Here is a 23430-nt window from a genome sequence, read left to right on the forward strand (position 1 = left end):
GACTTCCTTGAATAGCCAGCTGATCCAACAGGGCCGCGCCGCTTACCGCGCGGGTGATTTTTCCGCTGCAGCCCAGATGCTTGGGGCGGCAAAGACTCCCGATGAGATTATGGGCGAGGCCGATCACCTTCGTGGTAACGCCTTGATGCACCTGGGCATGTATGCCGAGGCCGCCGAGGCCTATGCCGCCGCCCTCAACGACGGCACCTACGGCAAGCGCGGTGCGCTGCTCACCAACCGCGGCAAGGCGCTCGCCGCCGTGGGCGACTACACGACGGCCGCTCAGGCGTTCTCTGCTGCTACGCAGGATGCTTCCTATGCCACGCCGTTTAAGGCCTATCTGGGCCTGGGCAATGCGCTGTTCCAGTCGGGCGACTATGCCAACGCGGGTACTGCCTTCCGTCAGGCCGCCATCGACGGCGCCAATCCGGCTCCTGCCGCCGCACTCGGCGAGCTCGGTCGTTGCTTCATTAAACTCGGCCGTCCGGCGGATGCCGTGGAGACCTACCGCACGGCTATCGACTTTGCCGGCCCCCGCGACGACACGCGTGCGCTCAACGCCGGCATGGGTCAGGCGCTTTCTGCCGCCGGCCGTCCCTCCGACGCACTCGACGCCTTTAACGCCGCTACTGCCGATGGCATCTACCAGCTCACCTCCGAGCAGGCCGACGAGCTTGCCCGCGTGCACGATTCGCTTGCCGCGCTGTCTGCCCAGACGGCTATGGCCACGGCTCCGGCGCCCGCGATGGACGCTCCTGCCGTTGATCCGCTCGATCCTACGGGCGCGACCGGTCAGTTTATGCCCGATCCCTCGGACACCGGCTTCTTTACGCTGTCCGAGTCCGAGATGGTCCAGCAGGACCGTCAGGACCGTAAGCAGGCCAAGGTCCGTCGTCGCCATCGCCACACGGGTCTCAAAGTCTTCATCGTGCTGCTTCTGCTCATTTTGATCGCCGCGGGCGGTCTGGGCTTTGCCTACACGCGCGGCTTTGGCTTCCCGTCCCAGGAGTCTGTCGTTACCGATCTGTTCCAGGCTGCCGGCGACGGTGACACCGCAAAGGCCGAGTCTTGCCTGGCCTCGAGCCTGTCCGAGGACGCCAAGTCGATGATCATCTCTTCGATTCCGCAGGGTGCCACCGTGTCCGTCGAGGGCATGGATCAGTCCATGACCGAGACGACCGCTAAGGTGAAGGCATCGCTGTCCAAGGGCGGCGAGCAGGAGTACACCGTCAAATTCGTGCGCTCCGACAACCATATCGGCTGGGCCGTTTCCTCGCTCGATATGGATTTCTCGGCTGCTGACAACCAGTAGTGACCTTATGGGATTTAGCTTTGCCCGGCGCTTCACCGCAAGTGAGGTGCCGGGCTTGCGCTAGTATCATGAGCTAGTAGTTTTCCAGCAATCATCCAACACATCAGGAGTTGCGTTGTTTTCTTTGATGGATATGTTCTTCGGTAGCTATGCGGGCGATCTTGCCATCGACCTCGGTACCGCAAATACGCTTGTCTCCGTGCGCGGCAAGGGCATCGTCATTCGCGAGCCCTCTGTAGTCGCCATCGACAAGAACGACGAGCGCATCCTGGCGGTCGGTATCGAGGCAAAGCGCATGCTCGGCCGTACGCCCGGCAACATCGTGGCCGTTCGTCCCCTGAAGGACGGCGTCATCGCCGACTTCGATGTTACCGAAGCCATGCTTCGCTACTTTATCGACAAGGCTTCCGAGAAGCGCTATCCGTGGACCCCGCGTCCGCGCGTTGTCGTCTGCGTTCCCTCCGGCGTCACGTCGGTCGAGAAGCGCGCTGTCTTTGAGGCCACGATCCAGGCCGGTGCCCGCCAGGCCTATCTGATCGAAGAGCCTATGGCTGCCGCCATCGGCGCCGACCTGCCCGTCGAGGAGCCCACCGGCTCCATGGTTATCGACATCGGTGGCGGTACTACCGAGGTTGCCGTTATCGCTATGGGCGGCATCGTCGTTTCGCAGTCCATCCGTATTGCCGGCGACGAGTTCGACCAGGCTATCCTCACGCACGTTCGCGATGCCTACAACCTGGCCATCGGCGAGCGTACGGCAGAGGACATCAAGATCAAGGTCGGCTCCGCCGTGCCGCTCAAGGACGAGCTCGACGTCGAGGTCAACGGCCGCGACGTGATCACCGGTCTGCCCAAGACCGTGCGCATCGAGAGCGAGGAGATTCGTCGCGCACTCAACAAGCCGCTCGACGAGATGGCCAAGGCCGTCAAGGACGCACTCGACGCTACGCCTCCCGATCTTGCCTCGGACCTTATGTACTACGGCATTTTGCTGACCGGCGGCGGCGCGCTGCTGCGCGGTCTCGACGTGCGCCTGCGCGATGAGACCGGCGTTTCGGTCAACGTTAGCCCCACGGCGCTCGATAACGTCGTTAATGGCTGTGCCCGCGTGCTCGAGGCCAATGCGTTTGATGGCGGCTTCGTCCAGACCAATGCTTAATTTCCAAAAGGTGGATTCCATTTGGCACGATCTTCGGGTTTCTCCACAAATTTGAATACCAAGCGACAATCAACGGGTATGCGCCCGTTGATTGTTTTCAGCCTGGTTTCGGTGTTGCTGCTCACGTTTTACATCCGCGAGGGCGAGGCAGGGCCGATTCATGCCGTGCGTTCGGGCGTGACGACGATTACCTCGCCGATACGCTTTGTGGGCTCGGCTGTGGCGGCTCCCTTCAATGCGATCGGCAACGTGTTCTCTAACCTTACGGCGTCGCAGGACACGCTTGACGAGCTTAAGAAGCAAAATGAGGAGCTGACCTCTAAGGTCGCCGAGCTCTCCGAGGCCCAAAAGACTGCTGAGCGTCTGGAGGGGCTGGTCGGCCTGCAGTCGACCTACAACCTCAAATCGACCGCAGCTCGTATCGTTGGTGCCTCGGGCGATGCCTGGACTTCGACCGTAACCATCGACAAGGGTTCTGCCGACGGGCTTTCCATCAACATGCCTGTGACGAGTTCGGCCGGTGTTATCGGACAGATCATCGAAGTCTCGGCCAAGACGTCCACCGTGCGCCTGATTGGCGACGAGAACTCGGGCGTGTCCGCCATGGTGCAGGACACGCGCGCCCAGGGCATGCTGCAGGGTCAGGCTGACGGCACGCTGCGTCTTGAGTACGTGAGCGTCGACTCCGATGTTAAGGTTGGCGACATCATCGTGACCTCGGGCATCGGTGGCGTGTTCCCCAAGGGCCTTCCGCTCGGCACCGTCTCGTCGGTTGAGAAATCGGCAAACGATGTGTACTACACCATTGTGGTGCGCGCTCAGACGACGGCCGAGAACAACGAGGAAGTGCTGGTCATTACCTCGCTGACCGATGAACAGTCGGCCTCGGATGAGGACGTGAGCACGGCCAACAGCACGCCGCAGGGAACGTCGCGCGATGCTGCGACCAAGACGAAGGACGAGAGCTCGGATGACAGTTCCGACACGTCCGAGACGGCCGATTCCGGCTCGAGCGAATAGGGGGCATGTCCATGGATCTACACGAGCAGGGGATGAGCTCCCGCACGTTTGTGATCGCCGCCATCGTGTGCGTGCTGCTGCAGGCAGGCCTGGCACCGCAGATCTCCATTGCGGGCGGTCGCGTCAACTTCATGATTATCCTGGTGTGCCTAAGCGTGTTCTCGGGCGACCCGACCCGTGCCGTCGTGTGCGGTTTTTGCAGCGGCTTGTTTTATGACCTGTCCGCTGCCGTGCCGGTGGGCGTTATGTCGCTCCTGCTGACCGTGGGTTCTTTTGCCCTGGTGCACAGCGCCGTCGGTCAGACGGGCGGTACCCCGAGTGCGCGCGGCGTCACTGTGGGCGCCTTTGCGCTCGTCATTAATGTGATCTACAGCATCATCTTGCTGTTTATGGGTTTGGAGACGAGCTTTGTCGTGGCGATCTTCGGCCATGCGCTGCCGTCCTCGATCCTGACGGGTCTGGTTGCCATTCCGTTTTTGATGTCCGGCGTCGTGCCGCAGTCCGGCTATGGATTCTCCGCACGTGGCGGACGCCAGACGGGTATGCGCTTTAAGCCCAAGACCCGCAAGCTCAAATAGGGGAGGCCCGTAGATGTCTTCCCAGTTGACGGTTATTATCGCCGGTATCGTGCTGGTTGTGGCCATCGTGGTCGCGCTGGTCATCATGCGTCGCGGCGATTCCCGTTTTACCTACGATACGCAGCATGGAACGGCCCCGCGCGCCACCGAGGGCGAGGGCAATACCGCGGCGACCGCCTTTAAGGGCCGTTTTTCCATCCTCACCACGGGTGTGGGCGCGATGTTTGCGGCGCTTGCCGTCAAGCTGTGGGGCATGCAGATGGTCTCGTCGGACTATTACGAGAAGCAGGCTAATAGCAATCAGACTCGCACCGTTACCACTCCCGCTGTGCGCGGCCGCATCCTCGACCGCAATGGCGTGGCGCTTGTCCAGAACCGTCCCTCACTTGCTGTCGTGGCCTACCGCGACCTTGCCGAGGATGAGGTTCTGGTTCGCCATCTTGCCAACGTGCTTGGAATGCCTTACGTGGCGGTCCTTCGCAATATTCAGGACAATACAGAGGGCGCTCAGAGCCTGCATACCATCGCGACGGACGTCCGTCGCTCCACGGTTGCCTATATTCAGGAGCATGCCGGCGAGTTCCCGGGCGTCAAGATTGCCGAGCGTACCGAGCGCCAGTATCCATATGGCGAGACGGCATGCCATATCTTGGGCTATACCGGCACCATTACCTCCGAGCAGCTCGAGGCTCAGAATAAGAAAACCTCTGGCGATGATGATGCTTCTGCTGGCAAGATTACGTACCAGTCGGGCGATATCGTGGGCCAGGCGGGCGTTGAGAGCTACTACGAAAACCTGCTGCAGGGTATTCGTGGCGAGCAGACCGTCAAGGTCGATGCCTCGGGCAATGTGACCGGCCAGGCCGGCGCCGTGCCCGCGAAGGCCGGCTCCGACATTAAGCTCACGCTCGACCTTAAGATCCAGCAGGCCTGCGAGACGGCGCTGGCGAGCGCTATCGAGCTTGCCAAGACCACTGGCTACAGCAATGCCGGCAACGGCGCTGTAGTGTGTCTCGATCCCAACAATGGCGAGATCCTGGGCATGGCGAGCCAGCCCAAGTTCGATCCGTCCGTCTTTATCGGCGGCGTCTCAAATGACGTGTGGACCGAGCTCAATGATGACAAGGGTTCGCACCCGCTGCTCAACCGCGCCATTAGCGGACAGTACATGTCGGCCTCGACCATCAAGCCGCTCTCGGCGCTGGCCGGTCTTGAGTTTGGAACCTACACGTCGGGGCAGACGACCAACTGCACGGGTTATTGGACGGGTCTGGGCAAGTCGTGGGGAAAGTACTGCTGGCTGCATTCCGGCCACGGCACCATGACGCTGCAGTCGGGTATCGCCAACTCGTGCGACCCCGTCTTCTACGACATGGGCAAGGCGTTCTTCTATGACGAGCAACATCCCGAGGGCCTGCAGGAGGTCTTTCGTCGCTGGGGCCTAGGCAAGACCTGTGGTATCGATCTGCCGAGTGAGGGCGCGGGCCGTATTCCCGATGCCGAGTGGAAAGAGTCGTACTTCACCGACGCCTCTGCCGAGGACCGCAAGTGGAATGCCGGCGATATGACCAACATTGCCATCGGCCAGGGTGACATCCTGGTGACGCCCCTGCAGATGGCGTGTGCCTATATGGGTCTTGCCAACGGCGGCAAACAGTACGTGCCTCACGTGTTTTTGTCTGCCGTGTCGCGCGATGGCGACGGCGATGCCTATAAGTACAACGGCAAGGGCAAGAAGAAGCGCCTGGAGGCCAAGATCAACAGCGATTCGGATTTGGCTCTTGTTCGCAACGGCATGCACGACGTGATTTACACGGCATCGACGTCCCTGGCGGCTCACTTTGGCACCCTGACGCCGCAGGTATACGGCAAGTCGGGCACGGGCGAGAAAAGCGGCGAGGACGAATACGCGTGGTTCTGCGCCTATGCACCGGCCGATGATCCCAAGTATGTCATCGCTACTGTCCTGGAGCAGGGCGGCGGCGGCTCAGATACCGCGATGCATGTCGTGCGCGACGTGCTCGGCGTGATTTATGACGAGCCCGATACCTCTTCGGCCTCGGGCGATTCTTCGGTTCGATAGGAGGTTGCGATGGATTTTTCTCCGGCGGATCTGTTCCGTTCAACCAAGACCGGCTCTCGCAGCAGCCTGGACCGCGTCAACAAGCAACTTTCGGCTTCGCGCGGCACGTTTCGCCAAAAGGTGCATATCGGTGTGCTCGTGGCTACTGTGGCGCTTGTCGCCTACGGTGCCATCATTATCTGGTCGGCTTCGCAGTTTAAGGCCGATGCCTCGTTCTCACGCCATCTGCTGGGAATTGGCATCGGTGCGGTGCTGGCGGTGCTGGTCTGGCGTATCGACCTGCGCGGTATTTCCAATTTCTCGACGGCGTTGCTCGTCATCGACCTGATCGTGATCTTTTCGCCCAAGATTCCGGGCCTGTCCTATACGGGCGGTCTGGGCATGACGGGCTGGATCAAGATTCCCGGTATCGGCTTGACATTCCAGCCGGTTGAGCTTGCCAAGCTCATCACCATCTTCTTTATTGCTACGCTTGGCTCGCAGTATAACGGTCGTATCGATACCGCTCGCGACTACGTCAAGCTCTGCGGCATGCTGTCCATTCCGTTTTTGGCCGTCGTTGCCATGGGCGACCTGGGCTCGGGCCTGGTCGTGCTGGTTTCGGGCGCCATCGTCATTTGTATGAGCGGTGCGCGCCGCGAATGGGTGCTGTCGACCCTAGCCCTGCTCGTGGGCCTGGTGGCCCTCGTCCTGGCGCTCGATTCGGTCTTTGATTCGTTGCTCGGCCACGATGTGCTCATCAAGCAGTATCAGATGAACCGTCTGACGGTCTTTATCGACCCCGATAATGCCGATTCGGACGATGCCTACAACCTGCAGCAGTCGCTTATCGCCGTTGGCTCGGGTGGCTTCTTTGGTAAGGGTTTGGGCCATGCGACGCAGTCGGCCGGCGGCTTTCTGCCTGAGTTCCACACCGACTTCGTCTTCGCCTTCCTGTCCGAGACCTTTGGCTTTTGCGGTTCCTTTTTGCTCCTGTGCCTCTACGTGCTGCTGATCTTTTCGACGATTCGCGTCGCCTTTAAGTGTGAGTCGCTGTTCTTGCGCCTATCGTGTGTGGGCATCGTTGGCATGTGGGCGTTCCAGACCTTCGAAAACATCGGCATGTGCATCGGCATGATGCCGATTACCGGTATTCCGCTACCGTTTATTAGCTTCGGTTCGTCTTCGATGATGATTCAGCTGCTGACGGTGGGTATCGTACAATCCATATGGCGGCATCGTTCGGGCGCCGCGTAACCGCTGGAGGGGTTTGCTATGAAAATTCCCGTAGATAAGCTGACCCGCGCTTTTAAGATGGGCGCGTCCGTTAAGAAGGATTCCGATACGCCGGTGCGCGTCTCGGTCTATTTGGATTCGTCCGCCTCGCGCTTTCTGGCCGAGACGGTGCGTGACGCCTTTGTACCGCAGACGACCTCGGGCATTGTGCGCGTCGAGCGTCTGGGGGTGGAGCGAATTGCTCCAAAGACCGATACCGATGTGGTGCTGGTGCTCTCGTGCGGCTCCGACCGCTTGGAGAGTGCCGTGCAGGAGCTCGTGATCGCCGGCGCCCCCGTGTGCGTGCTTGCCGAGTCTGCTGTGGAGGTGCCGTTTATCGAGGAGTCCACGCCTGTGCTCGGCGTGGTAGCGGCAAACGATAAGACGTATCTGCTCGAGACGCTTGCCCGCTGGATTCTCGATCGCACCGAAAAGGAAACGGCTTTTGCGGCGAACTTTGCCTTCATGCGCATCGCGGCGGCCAATCGTATCATCACCTCGTGCGCGCTCACCAATATGGCGACCGGTGCGCTGGTGTTTTTGCCGGGCGCCGATTATCCCGTTATGGCGCTGGCGCAGGTGGGCATGCTCTTTGAGCTCGCTGCCGTCTTTGGACGCGGCATTAAGCCTGAGCGCGGCTACGAGGTCGCTGGCGTGCTTGCCGGCGGTCTTGTGATCCGCGCGGTCACCCGCGCGCTCGTCAAGCAGACGCCGCATATTGGGTTTGCCGTCAAGGCGCTCACTGCTGCCGCGGGCACCTACGGCATGGGCCGTGCGCTCGTTTCGCTCTACGAGCGCGATGTCGACTACAGCCGTGCCAACGAGGTAGTCACTGCCACGTTCTCCCGCGTTCGCGATCTGGTGACCACGGTCGCGGGCGCTACCCGTCCTATGGCGTCCTATCAGGACGCATCCGATCTCGCTGCTTAGGGGTTTTCCGTTGCGCGTTGCATACCAAGACTGTTTTCATTTAATTGAGCCGCTGCTCGCCAAGGTCGAGAAACCGAGCCGCTATATCGATCACGAGTGGGGCACGCTTTCCAAGGCCGATGCCGATTACCGTTGTTGCCTGATCTATCCGGACGTATACGAGGTCGGTCTGCCCAACCAGGGTATCGCCATCCTCTACAACATTCTTAACCAGGCCGAGGGCATCTCCTGCGAACGCGGCTATGTGCCGTGGCCCGATATGGGTGACGCCATGCGCGAGGCGGGTATTCCGCTGCTGTCGCTCGAAGGTGCAGCGCCGGTCGCTTCGTTTGATATTGTCGGCCTACATGTGCCGCACGAGATGGCGGTGACGAACTTCCTCGAGGCTCTCGACCTCGCTGGCATTCCGCTGTTAGCGGCCGACCGCACTGAGGACGATCCCATTATCATCGCCGGTGGTCCTTCGGTGTACAACCCCGAGCCGTACGCGGCCTTCTTCGATGCCATCCTCATCGGCGAGGGCGAGGAATCGCTGCTCGAGACCTGCCAGCTGCATCGCCGCCTGCGTGACGAAGGGGTCCCGCGCGCGCAGATTGTTGAGCAGCTTGCATCCATTGCCGGCAACTACGTGCCGTCGCTCTATGAGGTTCGTCACGACGAGCCCTGCTCGCCGCATGGCTACACCGTGCCGCGTGAAGGCAAGGATGCGCCGACCGTGGTCTACAAGCGCGTCGTCGAGGATTTCGGCGCCACGAATCCGCTGTCGCAGTCGTGCGTACCCTATGCGCAGCTGGTTCACGACCGCCTGTCTATCGAGATCCTGCGCGGCTGCGCCCGCGGCTGTCGTTTTTGTCAGGCCGGCATGACGTATCGCCCGGTGCGCGAGCGCTCGGCCGACCAGATCGTCTCGTCGGTGATTCAGGGTCTGGAAAAGACCGGCTATGACGAGGTGTCGCTGACCTCGCTCTCCACGACTGACCACTCCTGCATTCGCGACGTGCTCGGCAGGCTCAACCGTCGCCTGGAGGATACGGGTATTCGCGTATCTATTCCGTCGCAGCGCCTGGATTCGTTTGGCGTGGATATGGCCGAGTCGGTCGCCGGCGAAAAGAAGGGCGGACTGACGTTCGCGCCCGAGGCCGGCAGCCAGCGCATGCGCGACATCATTAACAAGAACGTGACCGAGGAGGACCTGGACCGTGCGGCCAAGGCGGCCTTCGAGGCCGGCTGGAACCGCATGAAGCTCTACTTTATGATGGGCCTTCCCGGCGAGCGCGACGAGGACATCGTGGCCATCGCCAATCTGGCCGATCACGTGCTGGAGCTCGGTCGTTCCGTGGTGCCCAAGGCTCGTCGCGGCTCGATCTCGGTGTCGATCTCGGTTTCGGTCTTTATCCCCAAGGCTGCCACGCCGTTCCAGTGGTGCCCGCAGCTCGACTACGACGACGTCAAGCGTCGCCAGAAGCTGCTTGTCACGAGCGTTCGCAACCGTGCCGTCCGTGTGCATTACCACGATGCCGAGACTTCGCTCATCGAGGCCGCGCTGTCCCGCGCCGGTCGCGACATGACGCCCGTCATCATCGATGCTTGGCACGCGGGCTCTCGCTTTGACGCCTGGGTAGAGCATTTCTCGCTCGATAACTGGAAGGAAGCTGCTGCCAAAAACGGCATCGACCTCAATGAGCTCGTGCACCTGCCCTACGAGTTGAACTGGCGCCTGCCGTGGGAGCACGTGAGCCCCGGCTGCACGCGCGGCTTCCTCGAGCGCGAGTACCGTCGCTCGCTCGAGGGCGTCACGACTCCCGACTGCACCCGCACGTCGTGCACCGGCTGCGGGATCTGCCCCACGCTCCACGCCAAGAATGTATTGATGGGTGATCGCGCATGAGTGAGCGCCTGACCGACAACCCCTCGCTCTTTAGGCTTCGTGTTCGCTATGGCAAGCGCGACCGCCTTAAGTACCTGGGCCATCTCGAAGTGATCCATACCATTGAGCGCATCGTGCGCCGTGCGGGACTTCCCTATGCCGTCACGCAGGGCTTCTCTCCGCACATGCGCGTGGGCTTCTCTTCGGCGCTACCGGTTGGTACGTCGTCGACCTGCGAGTGGTATGACCTGTTTATGACCGAGTTCGTGGCGCTCGACGAGGCGTTTGAGCGCCTGTCTGCGGCGTCTCCGGCCGATCTGGCGCCCATCGAGGCGGCGTACATCGACGTGCGCACGCCGGCATTGACGGCGCAGCTCACGCGCCTGTCGTATCGCATCGACCTGTACTTGGATCCCGAGACGCCCGTAAGCGCCGACGAGGTGCGTCGTGCGATCGACACGCTGCGCGCGGACCATGGCATCGACTACGCGCGTGGCAAAAAGAGCAAGCGCTTGGATTTGGATCACACGCTCGTGGGCTATGGGCTCACGGCGGGGGAGCGCCCGGATCATCTGGTGCTTATGCTCGACACCCATGCCGACAACGAGGGTTCCATGCGTCCGGAAATTTTGCTTTCTGCTGCTGATGTTTTGTTGCAGGGCTTGACCCCGGGCGTGGATGCACCTATTGTTTCCACCGGTATGCAAGACCTCGTGACCATCTGCTCCTACGATGTCGAGCGTCAGAATCAAGCATGCGAGGACGACGAGGGCCGACTCGTCAGCCCCATACCTGTGCGAACTTGTGGATTTGCTCCACATACTCGTTGACGGGGGTATTTTCGCCTGCTACTATATTCGGCTGTTGCACTAACTGATGCATGAAGGGCAAGTAAACATGTACGCAATCGTTAACACGGGCGGCAAGCAGTACAAGGTCGCCACCGACGATGTCATCACCGTCGAGAAGATCGAGGGCAATGAGGGCGACAAGGTCACCCTGCCGGTTATCTTCCTCAACGATGGTAAGAAGATCGTCACCGATCCCGACAAGCTGGCCAAGGCCAAGGTTACCGCTCAGATCGTTGAGCAGTTCAAGGGCGAGAAGCAGCTGGTCTTCAAGTTCCACAAGCGTAAGCGCTATCGTCGTCTGAAGGGTCACCGTCAGCAGCTCACCAAGCTGAAGATCGTGAAGGTCCAGGCTACGTCCCGCGCCAAGAAGGCTGTCAAGGCAGAGGCCGAGGCTGTTGCCGAGGCTCCCGTCGCCGAGTAGATTACACTCGTAACGAAAGAGTAGGTATACACAATGGCACACAAAAAAGGACTCGGTTCCTCCCGTAATGGCCGTGACTCCCGCGGTCAGCGCCTTGGCACGAAGCGCTATGCCGGCCAGACGGTAACCACGGGCACGATTCTCGTCCGTCAGCACGGCACTCACATCCACCCGGGTGAGAACGTTGGCCGTGGCAAGGACGACACGCTGTTCGCGCTGGTCGACGGTACCGTTGAGTTCCACAAGGGTATCAAGCACAGGGTCAGCGTACGCCCGCTCGCGAACGCGTAATTCACCCTTCATAGAGCACATATGTGGGAGGCACTTGAGTTTTAGGATTCAAGGGTCTCCTTCTTTTTTGTAGGAGGCGATTCTGTTGTCACAGTTCACCGATATCAGCCGCATTAACGTGTGCGGCGGCGACGGCGGAGCCGGATGCATGTCGTTTAGGCGCGAGGCATTTGTCCCCAAGGGCGGCCCCGATGGCGGCGACGGCGGTCGTGGCGGCAACGTCGTCATCCAGGCCGACGCTCAGCTGTCTTCGCTGATCGATTACCGCTTTAAGCATCATTTTCGTGCCGAGCGCGGAACGCACGGTCAGGGCGCCCGCCGCAACGGAAAGAGCGGCGAGGACCTTATCTTGAAGGTTCCCATGGGCACCGTGGTGCGCGAGCTCGACCCCGAGACGCAGACCCCGATGTTCGAGATTGCCGACTTGGTTCACGACGGCGAGCGCGTTGTCGTGGCTCCCGGCGGTGCCGGCGGCCTGGGCAACACGCACTTTGTGACGTCGGTGCGCCGCGCGCCCGCGTTTGCTCAGCTGGGCGAACCGGCCGAGGAGCACTGGATTGAGCTCGAGATGAAGCTTATGGCCGATGCCGCGCTCGTGGGCTTTCCCTCGGTTGGCAAGTCCTCTCTCATCGCGCGTATGAGTGCCGCCCGTCCCAAGATTGCCGACTATCCGTTTACCACGCTTGTGCCGAACCTCGGCATGGTGCGTGCCGGTGAGTATTCTTACGTCGTTGCCGACGTTCCTGGTTTGATCGAGGGCGCGAGCGAGGGCAAGGGCCTGGGCCACCAGTTCCTGCGCCACATTGAGCGTACGGCCCTGATCATGCATGTCGTCGACATGACGGGCGGTTTTGAGGATCGCGACCCGGTTGAGGATTACCGCATCATCAACCGTGAGCTCGAGCAGTATGGCGCCGAGCTTTCGGAGCGTCCGCAGATCGTTGTCGCCAACAAGTGCGATGCGCCGGGCACGGCCGACAAGATTGCCGACCTTAAGCGTGCAGCGCTCGACGATGGCCATATGTTCTTTGCCGTGTCCGCCGTGACTGGCGCCGGCCTCAACACGCTGATGCTTGCCGTGGGCGAGCAGGTGGCTAAGCTTCGCGCCGAGCTGGCGGTCTCCGATGAGCCGGTCGTTCTGCGCGACGATGAGTGGGAGCGCCGCCGCCTGCAGCGTGAGAAGCGGTTCCGCATTGTCCAGGAAGAGCCCGGTGCCTTCCGTGTGGTTGGTCGCGCGATTGAGCGCATGGTCATCCAGACCGACTGGGAAAACGAGGAAGCCGTCATTTACCTGCAGCATAAGTTTGCGCGTATGGGTGTCGACGACGCGCTCGAGAAGGCCGGTTGCCGTGCGGGCGATGAGGTCCGTATTTGCCAGCGTGCCTTTGACTTTGAGGGCGCCGAGGACTTCTCGGAGTACGAGGAGCTCGATGATGCTGGCGAGGACGTTGCCGTTGAGGCCATTGACGTGGCCGATGCTGCGGATGAGGGCGTCGAGGTTGTCGATGTGGCAGACCTCGCGGACGATGTCGAGACCCCGGAGGGCGAGTAAGCCATGTCGCTGCGCGGTGGAATCGGTCTGCCCGAGCTTCCTCTAGAGGACGGGCAGGAGTTTAGGCTTGGCATTATGGGTGGCACCTTTGATCCCATCCATTACGGACACCTGGTGACCGCTGAGCAGGCGCGCGAGTCCCTCGACTTGGATGCCGTGCTCTTTATGCCGGCGGGCACGCCTGCCTTTAAGCTTGACAAGCCGGTGACGCCTGCCGAGGACCGTTATGCCATGACGGTTCTCGCCACCGCCGCGAACCCGGCCTTTTTGGCGAGCCGGTTCGAGATCGACCGTCCGGGCGTAACCTATACGGCCGATACGCTTCATGCCCTTCGCGACTTTTACCCGCCGCAGGTAAAGCTCTACTTCATTACGGGCGCCGACGCGATTATCGATATTGTGACCTGGCATGATGCCGAACGAATCGCTGAGCTTGCTACCTTTATTGCGGCGACGCGACCGGGCTTTGATATCGATACGGCGCGTGCCCGCATCAAAGAGTCGGGCCTGCCGTTTGACGTGCGCTATATTCAGATTCCGGCGCTGGCGATCAGCTCGACGAACATTCGCAAGCGTGTTGCTCGCGGTATGAGTGTGCGCTATCTTACGAGCGAGTCCGTGCTCGGCTACATTCGCAAACGCAGGCTATATGCCGATTTGGGCCAAGAAGATTTTGAGTGATGGGGGTCTATGTTGTCGGTAGAGGATCTGTTTGAGGGCGATGAGCGCGCGCTGCTCAAGCGCATTCAAGAGTTGCTCGATGTTCGCATGAAGGATAAGCGCAAGCGCTATGTGCATTCGCTTGGTGTTGCCGAGACCGCACTTCATCTGGCCGAGGTCTATGGCGTTGACCGCTTTAATGCTGCTGCCGCCGGCTTGATTCACGACTGGGACAAGGTGCTTTCCGATGACGAGCTCGTGGCCCGCGCGCTTCATTATGGCATCAAGGTTGCCGGCTCTCCTTCCGCTGCGACGCCGCTTTTGCATGGCCCTGTTGCCGCCTATGAGCTTCCGCAGCTTTTTCCCGAGCTGTCGCCGGCCGTTTTCCAGGCTGTCGACCGTCACACCGTAGGCGCTTGCGACATGACGCCGCTCGATATGGTGGTCTTTGTGGCCGATGCCATCGAGCCCAACCGTCACGGCGACTATGCCCATGCGCTGCGCAAGATGGTGGGGAAGTCCTCGCTCGACGAGTTGTTCTTCTCCTGTTTTGCGCAGGGTCTGGTCTATGTGATCCAGACCGGGCGTTATCTTTATCCCACAGCTATTACGATTTACAACCATTACGCCCAGCTGCGCTAGCTCGGGCTGTCTAGAAAGAGGTATTCCATGGCCGACGAGACCATGACCGACGAGCAGATTTTTGAAGGTGTGGAGCACAAGAGTTTCGCTGCCACGTCCGACCGCACTGCCGCCTCGCTGTCCGCGAGCGGTGTTGCCGCCGAGGATGTCGCCCGCGCCGCCGCGCAGGCCGCCTACGACAAGAAAGGCGAGGACGTTCAGGTGCTCGACCTGACCGAGCTTTCCGATGTGTGCGACTACTTTGTGCTCGCCACCGGTACCAACAACCGCCAGGTCGATTCGATCGTCGACGAGATCGAGGAGAAGGTCGCCGAGGCTTGCGGCGAGCATCCGTTCTCCATCGAGGGCCGTGAGCAGAAGACCTGGATGCTCATGGACTACGGTTCGGTTGTCGTCCACGTCTTCACTCCCGAAGCCCGCGACTTCTACCGCCTAGAAAAGCTCTGGGGCGACGCCCCCCAGCTCCCCCTCGACCTCCTCTAGTGGCTCATTTGATACAGGGCTTTTAGTTGGCCTCGCGCATTTTGCCGGGCAGTTGCGGTTTTCCGTACCTGCCCGGCTTTCTTTTTGCCCAAAGGCGGTTAATCGTTGAAGCGGGATTGGCGGCCGAAGGATAGGGCGGTGTCGCCGAACTTGTCTCGGACGGCGTCGATAGCAACCGAGAGGTCGCGTCGGTCGCTGGATTGGGCTCCGCGGTCGTCGACTTCGCAGAACAGGTCGGTCTGGATGCCGCCTTGGTGGTCGAAGTCGCTCATGCCGATGCCCGCTAAGCGAACATGCATGCCTTCCTGCCAGATGTTGTCGAGCAGTTCGAGCGCAACCGCCACAAAGATGTTCTCATCGTCGGTCGGATGAGGCAGCCGGCGCTGTGCCGTACGCCCGCTGCCATACGAATACTTGAGCTTGAGCGTTACCGTGCCGCCCGTCAGTCCCTGACGGCGCAGGCGGCGTCCAACTGACTCGCCCAACAGTGCAATCGCCGCTTCGATGTCTCCGCGCTCAGTTAAATCTTTCGCAAAGGTGCGTTCATTGCTGACCGACTTGATCTTGCGCTCTTCATCGAGACTCGTGACTTCGGAGATTTCAAGTCCCAGCGCACGCTGACGCATACGTTCGCCGTTGACGCCAAAAATAGAGGCCAAGGTGGATTCCGGCGCGCGTGACAGCTCGCCGAGCGTGTAGATGCGCATACGGCGCAGTCGCTCCTCGGCCGAGCGCCCGATGCCGCTCATGGCAGATACCGGCAGCGCGGCCAAAAAGCGCTGCTCGGTTCCGGGGCGCACAATCGTCAATCCAAACGGCTTGTCACGCTCGCTTGCGATCTTTGCGACCGTCTTGTTGCAGCCCACGCCAATGGAGCACGTCACTCCCAGCGCTGCCACACGGTCGCTTATACGCCGTGCAACCAGCAGTGGGTCCTCGGGCGCAAAGCGACCCGGTGTGATATCGATAAAGGCTTCGTCGATGGATACGCGCTCAACGCGCGGCGTCTCCTCGGCAAGAATCGCCATGACCTGCGCGCTCACCTCGCGGTAGCGATCAAAGTGCCCGTGCGTCCAAATGGCTTGCGGGCACAAGCGCCGCGCCTCGGCCGAGGCCATGGCAGAGTGCACGCCAAAGCGGCGCGCCTCATACGAACACGTGGACACGACGCCACGCGAATCGGCGTCTCCGCCCACGATGAGCGGCTTTCCGCGCCATTCGGGATGATCGAGCATCTCCACGCTCGCAAAAAACGCATCGAGGTCCATGAGGCCCACCGCCGGACCCGTCCAGGGAGGCGGCGTGACGCCCATGGCATCCTCATAACCGTATGTATGTTCGCGTCTTTCCATGTCATGAGTATACCGCGCAGCTCATGTGGGGTGCGTGTATGTGCTTGCAAATCCCGAATTCTTGTCTAAGATATGGATTTGCCCTCGACTACACCGAAGAAGTTGGTCTCACGGACTTCACCTGCCCGCGTCGATGGCGTATTATGTTCAACTGTTTGTTTGTAGTTGCAGCCTAAAGCTGCTTGGTTGGAGGAGTTTCCTTTGGCAGTCAAGATTCGCCTTGCTCGTCACGGCGCTAAGAAGCGTCCGTACTACCGTGTCGTCGTCGCCGATTCCCGCGCCCCGCGTGACGGTCGTATCATCGAGGAGGTTGGCCGCTACAACCCGATGACCGCCCCCAAGACCATCAACCTCGACCTCGAGAAGATCGCCGACTGGCAGTCCAAGGGCGCTCAGCTCACCGACGCCGTCGCCGCTCTGGTCAAGGCCGCCAACGAGGGCGAGAAGACCGAGACCGTCGTCAAGAAGTCCAAGAAGCAGCTCGCCAAAGAGGCCGAGGCCGCTAAGGCTGCCGCTGAGGCCGCTGAGGGCGCCGAGGAGTAAATCGTGCCTGAGGTTGACGCTGCACAGCTCGAGGGTGAGGCAATGCTCTCAGATCGCATCGCCGATCTCGTCGAATATCTCGTTGTTCAGATCGTCGACGACCCGGATTCCGTGAGCCTTGAGGTCATTGATGGTGATGACGCCTCTATGATTGAGGTTTCTGTCGCCGAGGATGACGTCGCTAAGGTCATCGGCCGTCGTGGCCGTACCATCAAGGCCATTCGCACGCTCGCCCGTGCACTGGCCGCTCGCCTCGACACTGCTGTCGAGGTAGAGGTTCTGGGCTAGGACCTTGAGGTCCCAGTACAAAAACATCGCCCGTGTGGTCAAGCCGCACGGAAGGAAGGGGGAGGTCCTCGCGCAGCCGCTGCGGGGGCTTCCTTCTGTATTAGAGCCGGGTATGCGCGTCGCCCTGACGCCGCCGGCGCTCAAGCGCGACCGCTTTTGCACGGTCGTGTCCGTCACCGATACGGGCGATGGCGATCTGGTCTCGTTTGAGGGCATTGACGACTTGACGGCCGCCGAGGGCATCACGGGATGCTATGTGCTGGCAAATCGTGACGACTTTGAGCTCGATTCGCTCGACGCCGCCTATACCGACCTGATGGGTCGCGAGGTGGTCGACGAGCGCTTCGGTTCGCTCGGCACGATTGTCGAGATCATGTCGACGCCTGCCAACGATGTTTGGGTTGTCGAAGGCGATCGGTACGGCGAGGTACTGATTCCCGTGATCGAGCAGGTCGTGCTCGATCTTCCCGATGCAGGAACAATTTCCGTCCACGTGATGGATGGCTTGATCGATATGGACAAGTAGGGAGGACAACATGCTGATTGAGACCCTTTCGGTCTTTCCCGAGATGTTTGAGCCCGTTATGTCCACGTCGATCTTGGGCCGCGCCCGCAAGGCCGGCCTTTTTGATTTTAAGGCGTATAACCTGCGTGACTGGACGCACGACCGCCATCGTACCGTCGATGACGAGCCGTACGGCGGCGGGCAGGGCATGCTCATGAAGGTCGAGCCTATCGCCGAGGCCATCGAGGCCATTAGCGCGGAGGGCCCCAAGCCCACGGTGGTGTTCTTCACTCCCTGCGGCGAACCCTTTACGCAGCATGTGGCCGAGCGCCTGCTCAAAAGTGAGCGTCTGCTGTTTGTTTGCAGCCGTTACGAGGGTGTCGACGAGCGTGCCTATGCGTATGCCGACGAGCGTCTGTCGATCGGCGATTACGTGCTCACGGGCGGCGAGCTTCCCGCTATGGTCGTTGCCGATGCCGTCGTACGCCTAATTCCCGGCGCCCTTGGTGACGAGATGAGCAACGTGGACGAGTCATTCTCGACTGCCGAGGACGGTGGTCTGCTCGAGTACGCGCAGTACACCCGTCCTGCCGAGTTCAACGGCGAGGGCGTGCCTCCAGTGCTCGTGAGCGGTGATCACGCCAAGGTCGATGCCTGGCGTCGCAAGAACGCCATCGAGCGTACCTGCCGCTGGCGCCCTGACCTGATCGAGACGGCGCGGCTTACGCCCGAGGAGCGCGCTTACGCTCAGGAGATCCTTGACGCTTCGTATTCGCAGAGCGAGGAGTGAGTATGGTTCCTACGCAACATTCCGCGTTGAGGGGCGCTTTTGAGTGGATCGCGGTCATCGCAATCGCGCTCGTGGCCACCTTCCTGATCCGCACCTTTGTGGTCGAGCCCTTTGTGGTGCCCACCGGCTCCATGGAGGACACGATCGAGATTGGCGACCAGATCCTGGCACAAAAGGTGAGCCTCGAGCTCGGTCAGCCCGTCAAACAGGGTGATATCGTGGTGTTCCATAACCCCGATGCCACGTCCGAGCATGACGTGCTGGTAAAGCGCGTCATCGCCACGGCCGGTCAGACGGTCGACCTTCAGGACGGCAAGGTCGTCGTCGACGGCCAGGCGCTCGATGAGGACTATACGACCGGCATGAGCTGGCCGCTTTCGGTCCAGGCGCCCGCCGCCCAGGTGAGTTATCCCTACACCGTTCCCGACGGGTGCGTGTGGGTGATGGGCGACAACCGCGAAAACTCTGCCGACTCGCGCTACTTTGGTCCCGTCGATCGCTCTGATTTGATCGCTGTGGCGCTTGTGCGCTACTGGCCGCTCAACCGCATCGGCGCTATCGACTAAAAACCGCTATAGTACAGTACCTAACCGTGTAATCGTTTCGACGAGGGGATATTAGAGGCATGAACGCTTCATCGCTTTCCTTCCAAGACATCATCCTGCGCCTCCAGCAGTACTGGGGCGAGCAGGGCTGCGTCATTATGCAGCCCTATGACTCCGAGGTCGGTGCCGGTACCTTCCATACCGCGACCACGCTGCGCTCGCTCGGTCCCGCCGAGTGGCGCACCTGCTATGCGCAGCCTTGCCGCCGTCCCGCCGACGGCCGCTACGGCGAGAACCCTAACCGCATGCAGCACTACTATCAGTTCCAGGTGCTCATCAAGCCGTCGCCGGTCAACGCCCAGGAGCTCTACCTGGGTTCGCTGGCCGCCATTGGCCTGGACCCCAACGACCATGACGTCCGCTTTGTCGAGGACGACTGGGAGAGCCCGACCCTGGGCGCCTGGGGCCTTGGCTGGGAGGTCTGGCTCAACGGCATGGAGGTCACGCAGTTTACGTACTTCCAGCAGGTGGGCGGTATCGAGGTCGACCCCGTGCCCGTCGAGATTACCTATGGCCTGGAGCGTATCGCCATGTACGCCCAGGGCGTCAACTCGGTCTACGATCTGGTGTGGAGCTACCTGCCCGATGGCACGCCCATGACCTACGGCGACGTGTTCCTCGAGAACGAGCGCGAATTCAGTGCCTATAACTTTGAGGTCGCCAACGTCGAGATGATGCGTCAGAAGTTTGACGACTACGAGGCCGAGTGCCATTCCTGCCTGGATCGCAAGCTGCCGTTGCCCGCATACGACTGCGTCATGAAGTGCAGCCACGCTTTCAATCTGCTCGATGCCCGCGGCGCTCTGTCTGCGGTCGAGCGTGCCAACTACATCCTGCGTGTCCGCGCCGTCGCCAAGGCGTGCTGCGAGGCCTATATGGCCGAGGTCGCCGGAGTCAACGAGAATGCCAACCAGGAAGGCGAGGTGGCGTAAGCCATGGCAGACGCTAAGGATTTCCTGTTTGAGATCGGTACGGAGGAAATGCCCTCCGCACCGCTGAACAATGCCGTCAAGCAGCTTGGCACCATGATCGCCAAGGGTCTCGACGAGGCCGGTCTGGCCCACGGCGAGGTCCGCGTGATCTCGAGTCCGCGTCGTTTGGCTGCACTCGTGGCCGACGTCGCCACCGCGACCGATGAGGTTCACGAGGTCAAGCGTGGCCCCGCGGCAAACATCGCCTTCGACGCTGACGGTAACGCCACCAAGGCCGCCCAGGGCTTCGCCCGCAAGTGCGGTGTGGCTGCCGAGGACCTGGTCCGTCGTGAGGATACCGATGGTCGCGAGTATGTCTTTGCCGAGAAGAACATTCCCTCCGCACCGGCAACCCCGATCCTGACGGCCCTGTGCGAGAAGACCATTGCCGGCCTGCAGTGGCCCAACTACCGCTCCCAGCGCTGGGGCCACGAGCACGCGACGTTCGTGCGTCCGGTCCGCTGGATTTGCTGCCTTCTGGGCGAGGATGTTGTGCCCGTGTCGTTTGCCGACGTGACGAGCGGCAACACCACGCGCGGCCATCGCGTGCTCGGCCCCGGTGACCACGTTGTCGCCAGCCCCGCCGCCTACGAGCAGGTACTCGAGGACGCCGGCGTGCTTTCTGCCGAGCGCCGTCGCGAGGCCATCCTTGCCGGTATCTCCGAGGTCGAGGCCGCTCGCCCCGGCTGCCATGTCGATACGCCCAAGAAGGTCTTTGAGGAGGTCATTAACCTCTGCGAGTGGCCGACGGTGCTCGTCGGTACTTTCGACGAGGAGTTCCTCAAGGTCCCGCACGAGATTATCTGCGAGTCCATGCTCACCAACCAGCGCTACTTCCCGATCTATGACGGGGAGGGCAAGCTGACGCGTGAGTTCGTGGTCGTCTCCAACAGCAAGCCCGAGAACGCCGAGCGCGTGATCGACGGTAACGAGCGCGTCGTGCGCGCCCGTCTGGACGACGCTAAGTTCTTCTACGAGGAGGACCTGAAGATCTCCCTCGACGAGTTCCGTGAGCGTCTGTCCAAGGTTGCCTTCCAGGAGAAGCTCGGTAGCGTGCTCGCCAAGTCCGAGCGCATCGAGCAGCTCGCGCTCGCTATCGCCCGCGAGGCTCACCTGGGCGCCCATCTTGCCGCCGACGCTGCTCGCGCCGCACACCTGTGCAAGGCAGACCTGGTGTCCAACGCCGTCGTCGAGTTCACGAGCCAGCAGGGCGTGATGGGCGGTTATTACGCGACCGCGATGGGGGAGAACGACGAGGTCGCCCATGCTATTCGCGATCACTATCGTCCCCGTTTTGCCGGTGACGAGCTGCCCGAGGGCACCGCTGGCTGCATCGTGGCCTGCGCCGACAAGCTCGATACCATCGCCGGTATCTTTGCCATCGGCGAGCCCCCGACCGGCTCCTCCGACCCCTACGCGCTGCGTCGTGCCGCTATCGGCATTATCAACATCCTGCGCGACCGTCTGCCGATCGACCCCACGTCGCTCATCGACTTTGCCCTCGAACTCTACAGTGAGCAGGGCATTGAGTTCGACGCCGCCGAGGTCGCCCAGCAGGTTCGTGACTTCTTCCATGGCCGCCTGGTGAGCATGGCCCGCGACGAAAAGATCCCGGCCGATACCGTTGCCGCTGTCTCCGCGGTGCACATTATCGCCCCGTCCGTCTTCTTCGCCCGCTGCGCCGCCCTCGACGAGGCCCGCAAAAACGACGCTGAGACGTTCGACAACCTGGCTACCGCCTATGCCCGTGCCGCGCATATCTCGAAGCCCGAGCTGGGTGCGGAGTACGACCGCGCCCTGATGGGCGAGGCCGAACTCGCGCTCGCCGACGCCTCCGAGGCTGCTCAGACCGCTGTCGATGCCGCCCTTGCTGCCGAGGACTACCCGGCCGCATTTGCTGCCCTCGCCGCCCTGCGTGCCCCCATCGACCGCTTCTTCGACGAGGTCATGGTCATGGACAAGGACGAGCAGCTTCGCGATAATCGCCTTAAGCTGCTCAACCGCTTCGAGGCCGTTTTCTCCGGCATCGCCAACATCGGTGAGCTTGCCCGCAAAAAGTAAGCCAGCCTGCGCATAAGCGCAAAAGGAGCCCCGCATGGATTGCCCGGTCACCGCTCGTCCCACCGTTATCGTTATCTCCGATTCGCTCGGCGATACCGCTTGTGAGGTGGTGCTTGCGGCGTCCGGGCAATTTGATGAAGGGGCTTTTCGTCTCTTGCGCCTGCCCAAGGTGACCTCGGTGGAGCAGGTCAAGTCGTTTGTGGGTCCGCGTGTCGACGCGGACCATCGCGACATTGCCGTCTTCCACACCATTGTCGATCCGGCGCTTCGCGCCCGCGTCCTCGATTACCTGGGTATGCTGCATATCCGTTCGGTCGACCTGATCGGCCCGACACTCGCCGTGCTTTCGTCGCTTATTGGCGTTGCACCCAAGGGCGTTGCGGGCGTGATTCATAAGACTGATGATCGGTATTTCCATCGCATCGAGGCCATGGAGTATTTTGTTGAGCACGATGACGGGCGCGGGTGCGATGATCTGTCGGGTGCCGATATCGTGCTGTTGGGCGTATCGCGCACGTCCAAGACGCCACTGTCGATGTATTTGGCCTATCAGGGCTACAAAGTCGCCAATGTTCCTTTGGCCCATGGCATGGAGCCGCCTAAGTCGATTTACGAGGTCGACCCGATGCGGCTGTTCGGTCTGATTTCGACCGTCGACGTGATTTCCGAGATTCGCGATAGCCGCTTGGGTGATGACTACGCCCGCGCTGTCGCCGGCTCCTATGCCGAGCCTGAGAGCGTGCGCAGCGAGCTTGAGGAAGCCCGTGCCCTCATGAAGCGCCTGGGCTGCTTTGTGGTGCGTACCGATGGTAAGGCGATCGAGGAGAGCGCCTCCGAGATCATTAGCCATTTGGAGGAAATCAAAGAAGCCCGCGCACGCCGCGCCGCCCGTCGGGCCCAACAAACGTAGCCCATTTGGGACAAGGTTGTGTTTGGGTAGCTAATTTGGGACGGGGCTATTTTAGCTACCCATAATCCGGATACGGCTTGGGGCCGAACGCCCGTGTGGGGTAGCTAAAATAGCCCCGTCCCAAATTAGCCACCCAAAGAGACTACCTCAAAATAATGCATGATTATGGTAAAGCGATTTAGCAGTTATTACCGCTTTTGACCTGCAAGTTACTTGCATTGGTATCTTCATAAGGTAACCACCTTTACCTACCGTTTACCGCCAGTTTTAGCACGTTTACCAAACCGCGCATCCTCTGCTCA

General features: G+C 61.1%; 24 protein-coding genes. 23 read left to right on the top strand and 1 reads right to left on the bottom strand.

All coding sequences use genetic code 11. The features are described 5' to 3' along the window. Nucleotides 1-7 precede the first annotated feature (7 nt). The 15 genes from DWZ22_RS04050 (at nucleotide 8) to rsfS (ending at nucleotide 15103) form a co-directional block, all read left to right on the top strand. Entirely contained in the window at nucleotides 8-1312 is a 1305-nt protein-coding gene (locus DWZ22_RS04050) for a tetratricopeptide repeat protein (RefSeq protein ID WP_055309859.1), read from the top strand. 127 nt (nucleotides 1313-1439) lie between these two features. Continuing rightward, the gene (locus tag DWZ22_RS04055; protein ID WP_006236061.1) at nucleotides 1440-2471 is read left to right on the top strand and encodes a rod shape-determining protein; all 1032 of its coding nucleotides are present in this window, start codon (nucleotides 1440-1442) and stop codon (nucleotides 2469-2471) included. A gap of 78 nt (nucleotides 2472-2549) precedes the next feature. Next, complete coding sequence (mreC, locus tag DWZ22_RS04060) at nucleotides 2550-3491, top strand: rod shape-determining protein MreC (RefSeq protein ID WP_118405500.1); 942 nt, start codon at nucleotides 2550-2552, stop codon at nucleotides 3489-3491. Between the two features lie 11 nt (nucleotides 3492-3502). After that, a complete protein-coding gene (locus tag DWZ22_RS04065; RefSeq protein ID WP_022094761.1) occupies nucleotides 3503-4069 on the top strand; it encodes a rod shape-determining protein MreD in 567 nt (188 codons plus the stop codon). Nucleotides 4070-4082: 13 nt separating this feature from the next. Continuing rightward, nucleotides 4083-6152: a penicillin-binding protein 2 gene (gene mrdA / locus DWZ22_RS04070; RefSeq protein ID WP_118405501.1), complete on the top strand. Its 2070-nt coding sequence runs from the start codon at nucleotides 4083-4085 to the stop codon at nucleotides 6150-6152. Nucleotides 6153-6161: 9 nt separating this feature from the next. Continuing rightward, a complete protein-coding gene (locus DWZ22_RS04075) occupies nucleotides 6162-7388 on the top strand; it encodes an FtsW/RodA/SpoVE family cell cycle protein (protein ID WP_117799077.1) in 1227 nt (408 codons plus the stop codon). 18 nt (nucleotides 7389-7406) lie between these two features. After that, nucleotides 7407-8336: a YcjF family protein gene (locus DWZ22_RS04080; RefSeq protein ID WP_118405502.1), complete on the top strand. Its 930-nt coding sequence runs from the start codon at nucleotides 7407-7409 to the stop codon at nucleotides 8334-8336. Nucleotides 8337-8346: 10 nt separating this feature from the next. Continuing rightward, nucleotides 8347-10224, top strand: a complete 1878-nt coding sequence (locus DWZ22_RS04085) for a TIGR03960 family B12-binding radical SAM protein (RefSeq protein ID WP_118405503.1) — start codon at nucleotides 8347-8349, stop codon at nucleotides 10222-10224. Beyond that, entirely contained in the window at nucleotides 10221-11033 is an 813-nt protein-coding gene (locus DWZ22_RS04090) for a TIGR03936 family radical SAM-associated protein (RefSeq protein WP_118405504.1), read from the top strand. The genes DWZ22_RS04085 and DWZ22_RS04090 overlap by 4 nt, the downstream gene beginning before the upstream one ends. 67 nt (nucleotides 11034-11100) lie before the next feature. Beyond that, the gene (gene rplU, locus DWZ22_RS04095; protein ID WP_035138585.1) at nucleotides 11101-11475 is read left to right on the top strand and encodes a 50S ribosomal protein L21; all 375 of its coding nucleotides are present in this window, start codon (nucleotides 11101-11103) and stop codon (nucleotides 11473-11475) included. Between the two features lie 33 nt (nucleotides 11476-11508). Beyond that, nucleotides 11509-11766: a 50S ribosomal protein L27 gene (gene rpmA, locus DWZ22_RS04100; protein WP_006236075.1), complete on the top strand. Its 258-nt coding sequence runs from the start codon at nucleotides 11509-11511 to the stop codon at nucleotides 11764-11766. Between the two features lie 85 nt (nucleotides 11767-11851). Then, complete coding sequence (gene obgE / locus DWZ22_RS04105) at nucleotides 11852-13318, top strand: GTPase ObgE (RefSeq protein WP_199583448.1); 1467 nt, start codon at nucleotides 11852-11854, stop codon at nucleotides 13316-13318. A 3-nt stretch (nucleotides 13319-13321) separates the two neighbouring features. Further along, entirely contained in the window at nucleotides 13322-13999 is a 678-nt protein-coding gene (nadD, locus tag DWZ22_RS04110; RefSeq protein WP_089573445.1) for a nicotinate-nucleotide adenylyltransferase, read from the top strand. 9 nt (nucleotides 14000-14008) lie between these two features. Continuing rightward, nucleotides 14009-14620 carry a bis(5'-nucleosyl)-tetraphosphatase (symmetrical) YqeK gene (gene yqeK, locus DWZ22_RS04115; RefSeq protein WP_118405506.1) on the top strand — a complete coding sequence of 204 codons (612 nt, stop codon included), beginning with the start codon at nucleotides 14009-14011 and terminating at the stop codon, nucleotides 14618-14620. Between the two features lie 27 nt (nucleotides 14621-14647). Continuing rightward, complete coding sequence (rsfS, locus tag DWZ22_RS04120; RefSeq protein WP_118405507.1) at nucleotides 14648-15103, top strand: ribosome silencing factor; 456 nt, start codon at nucleotides 14648-14650, stop codon at nucleotides 15101-15103. A 98-nt stretch (nucleotides 15104-15201) separates the two neighbouring features. Here the strand turns inward: rsfS and dinB are convergent, their stop codons facing one another. After that, nucleotides 15202-16455 carry a DNA polymerase IV gene (gene dinB / locus DWZ22_RS04125; RefSeq protein WP_187361901.1) on the bottom strand — a complete coding sequence of 418 codons (1254 nt, stop codon included), beginning with the start codon at nucleotides 16453-16455 and terminating at the stop codon, nucleotides 15202-15204. Nucleotides 16456-16656: 201 nt separating this feature from the next. Between dinB and rpsP the strand changes: the two genes are divergently transcribed. From rpsP to DWZ22_RS04165, 8 genes are read left to right on the top strand one after another with little or no spacing between them, the layout of a single operon-like run. Beyond that, nucleotides 16657-16998, top strand: coding sequence for a 30S ribosomal protein S16 (gene rpsP / locus DWZ22_RS04130; protein ID WP_022094749.1), 342 nt, complete (start codon nucleotides 16657-16659; stop codon nucleotides 16996-16998). A 42-nt stretch (nucleotides 16999-17040) separates the two neighbouring features. Next, nucleotides 17041-17286 (top strand): KH domain-containing protein, encoded by a 246-nt coding sequence (locus DWZ22_RS04135; RefSeq protein ID WP_117806340.1) that lies wholly within the window; start codon nucleotides 17041-17043, stop codon nucleotides 17284-17286. Nucleotides 17287-17320: 34 nt separating this feature from the next. After that, nucleotides 17321-17812 (top strand): ribosome maturation factor RimM, encoded by a 492-nt coding sequence (rimM, locus tag DWZ22_RS04140; RefSeq protein ID WP_233546451.1) that lies wholly within the window; start codon nucleotides 17321-17323, stop codon nucleotides 17810-17812. A 10-nt stretch (nucleotides 17813-17822) separates the two neighbouring features. Continuing rightward, nucleotides 17823-18581 (top strand): tRNA (guanosine(37)-N1)-methyltransferase TrmD, encoded by a 759-nt coding sequence (gene trmD, locus DWZ22_RS04145; protein WP_055285126.1) that lies wholly within the window; start codon nucleotides 17823-17825, stop codon nucleotides 18579-18581. Nucleotides 18582-18583: 2 nt separating this feature from the next. Next, nucleotides 18584-19147 (top strand): signal peptidase I, encoded by a 564-nt coding sequence (gene lepB / locus DWZ22_RS04150; RefSeq protein ID WP_117806302.1) that lies wholly within the window; start codon nucleotides 18584-18586, stop codon nucleotides 19145-19147. Between the two features lie 59 nt (nucleotides 19148-19206). Beyond that, nucleotides 19207-20118: a glycine--tRNA ligase subunit alpha gene (locus DWZ22_RS04155; RefSeq protein WP_118405509.1), complete on the top strand. Its 912-nt coding sequence runs from the start codon at nucleotides 19207-19209 to the stop codon at nucleotides 20116-20118. A 3-nt stretch (nucleotides 20119-20121) separates the two neighbouring features. Further along, the gene (glyS, locus tag DWZ22_RS04160; RefSeq protein WP_118256519.1) at nucleotides 20122-22218 is read left to right on the top strand and encodes a glycine--tRNA ligase subunit beta; all 2097 of its coding nucleotides are present in this window, start codon (nucleotides 20122-20124) and stop codon (nucleotides 22216-22218) included. A 34-nt stretch (nucleotides 22219-22252) separates the two neighbouring features. Next, on the top strand, nucleotides 22253-23128 hold the full coding sequence (locus DWZ22_RS04165) for a pyruvate, water dikinase regulatory protein (protein ID WP_118405510.1): 876 nt from the start codon (nucleotides 22253-22255) through the stop codon (nucleotides 23126-23128). Nucleotides 23129-23430 lie beyond the last annotated feature (302 nt).

Origin of the sequence: Collinsella sp. AF31-11 (genome assembly GCF_003475605.1) — a bacterium.
Taxonomy (GTDB): domain Bacteria; phylum Actinomycetota; class Coriobacteriia; order Coriobacteriales; family Coriobacteriaceae; genus Collinsella.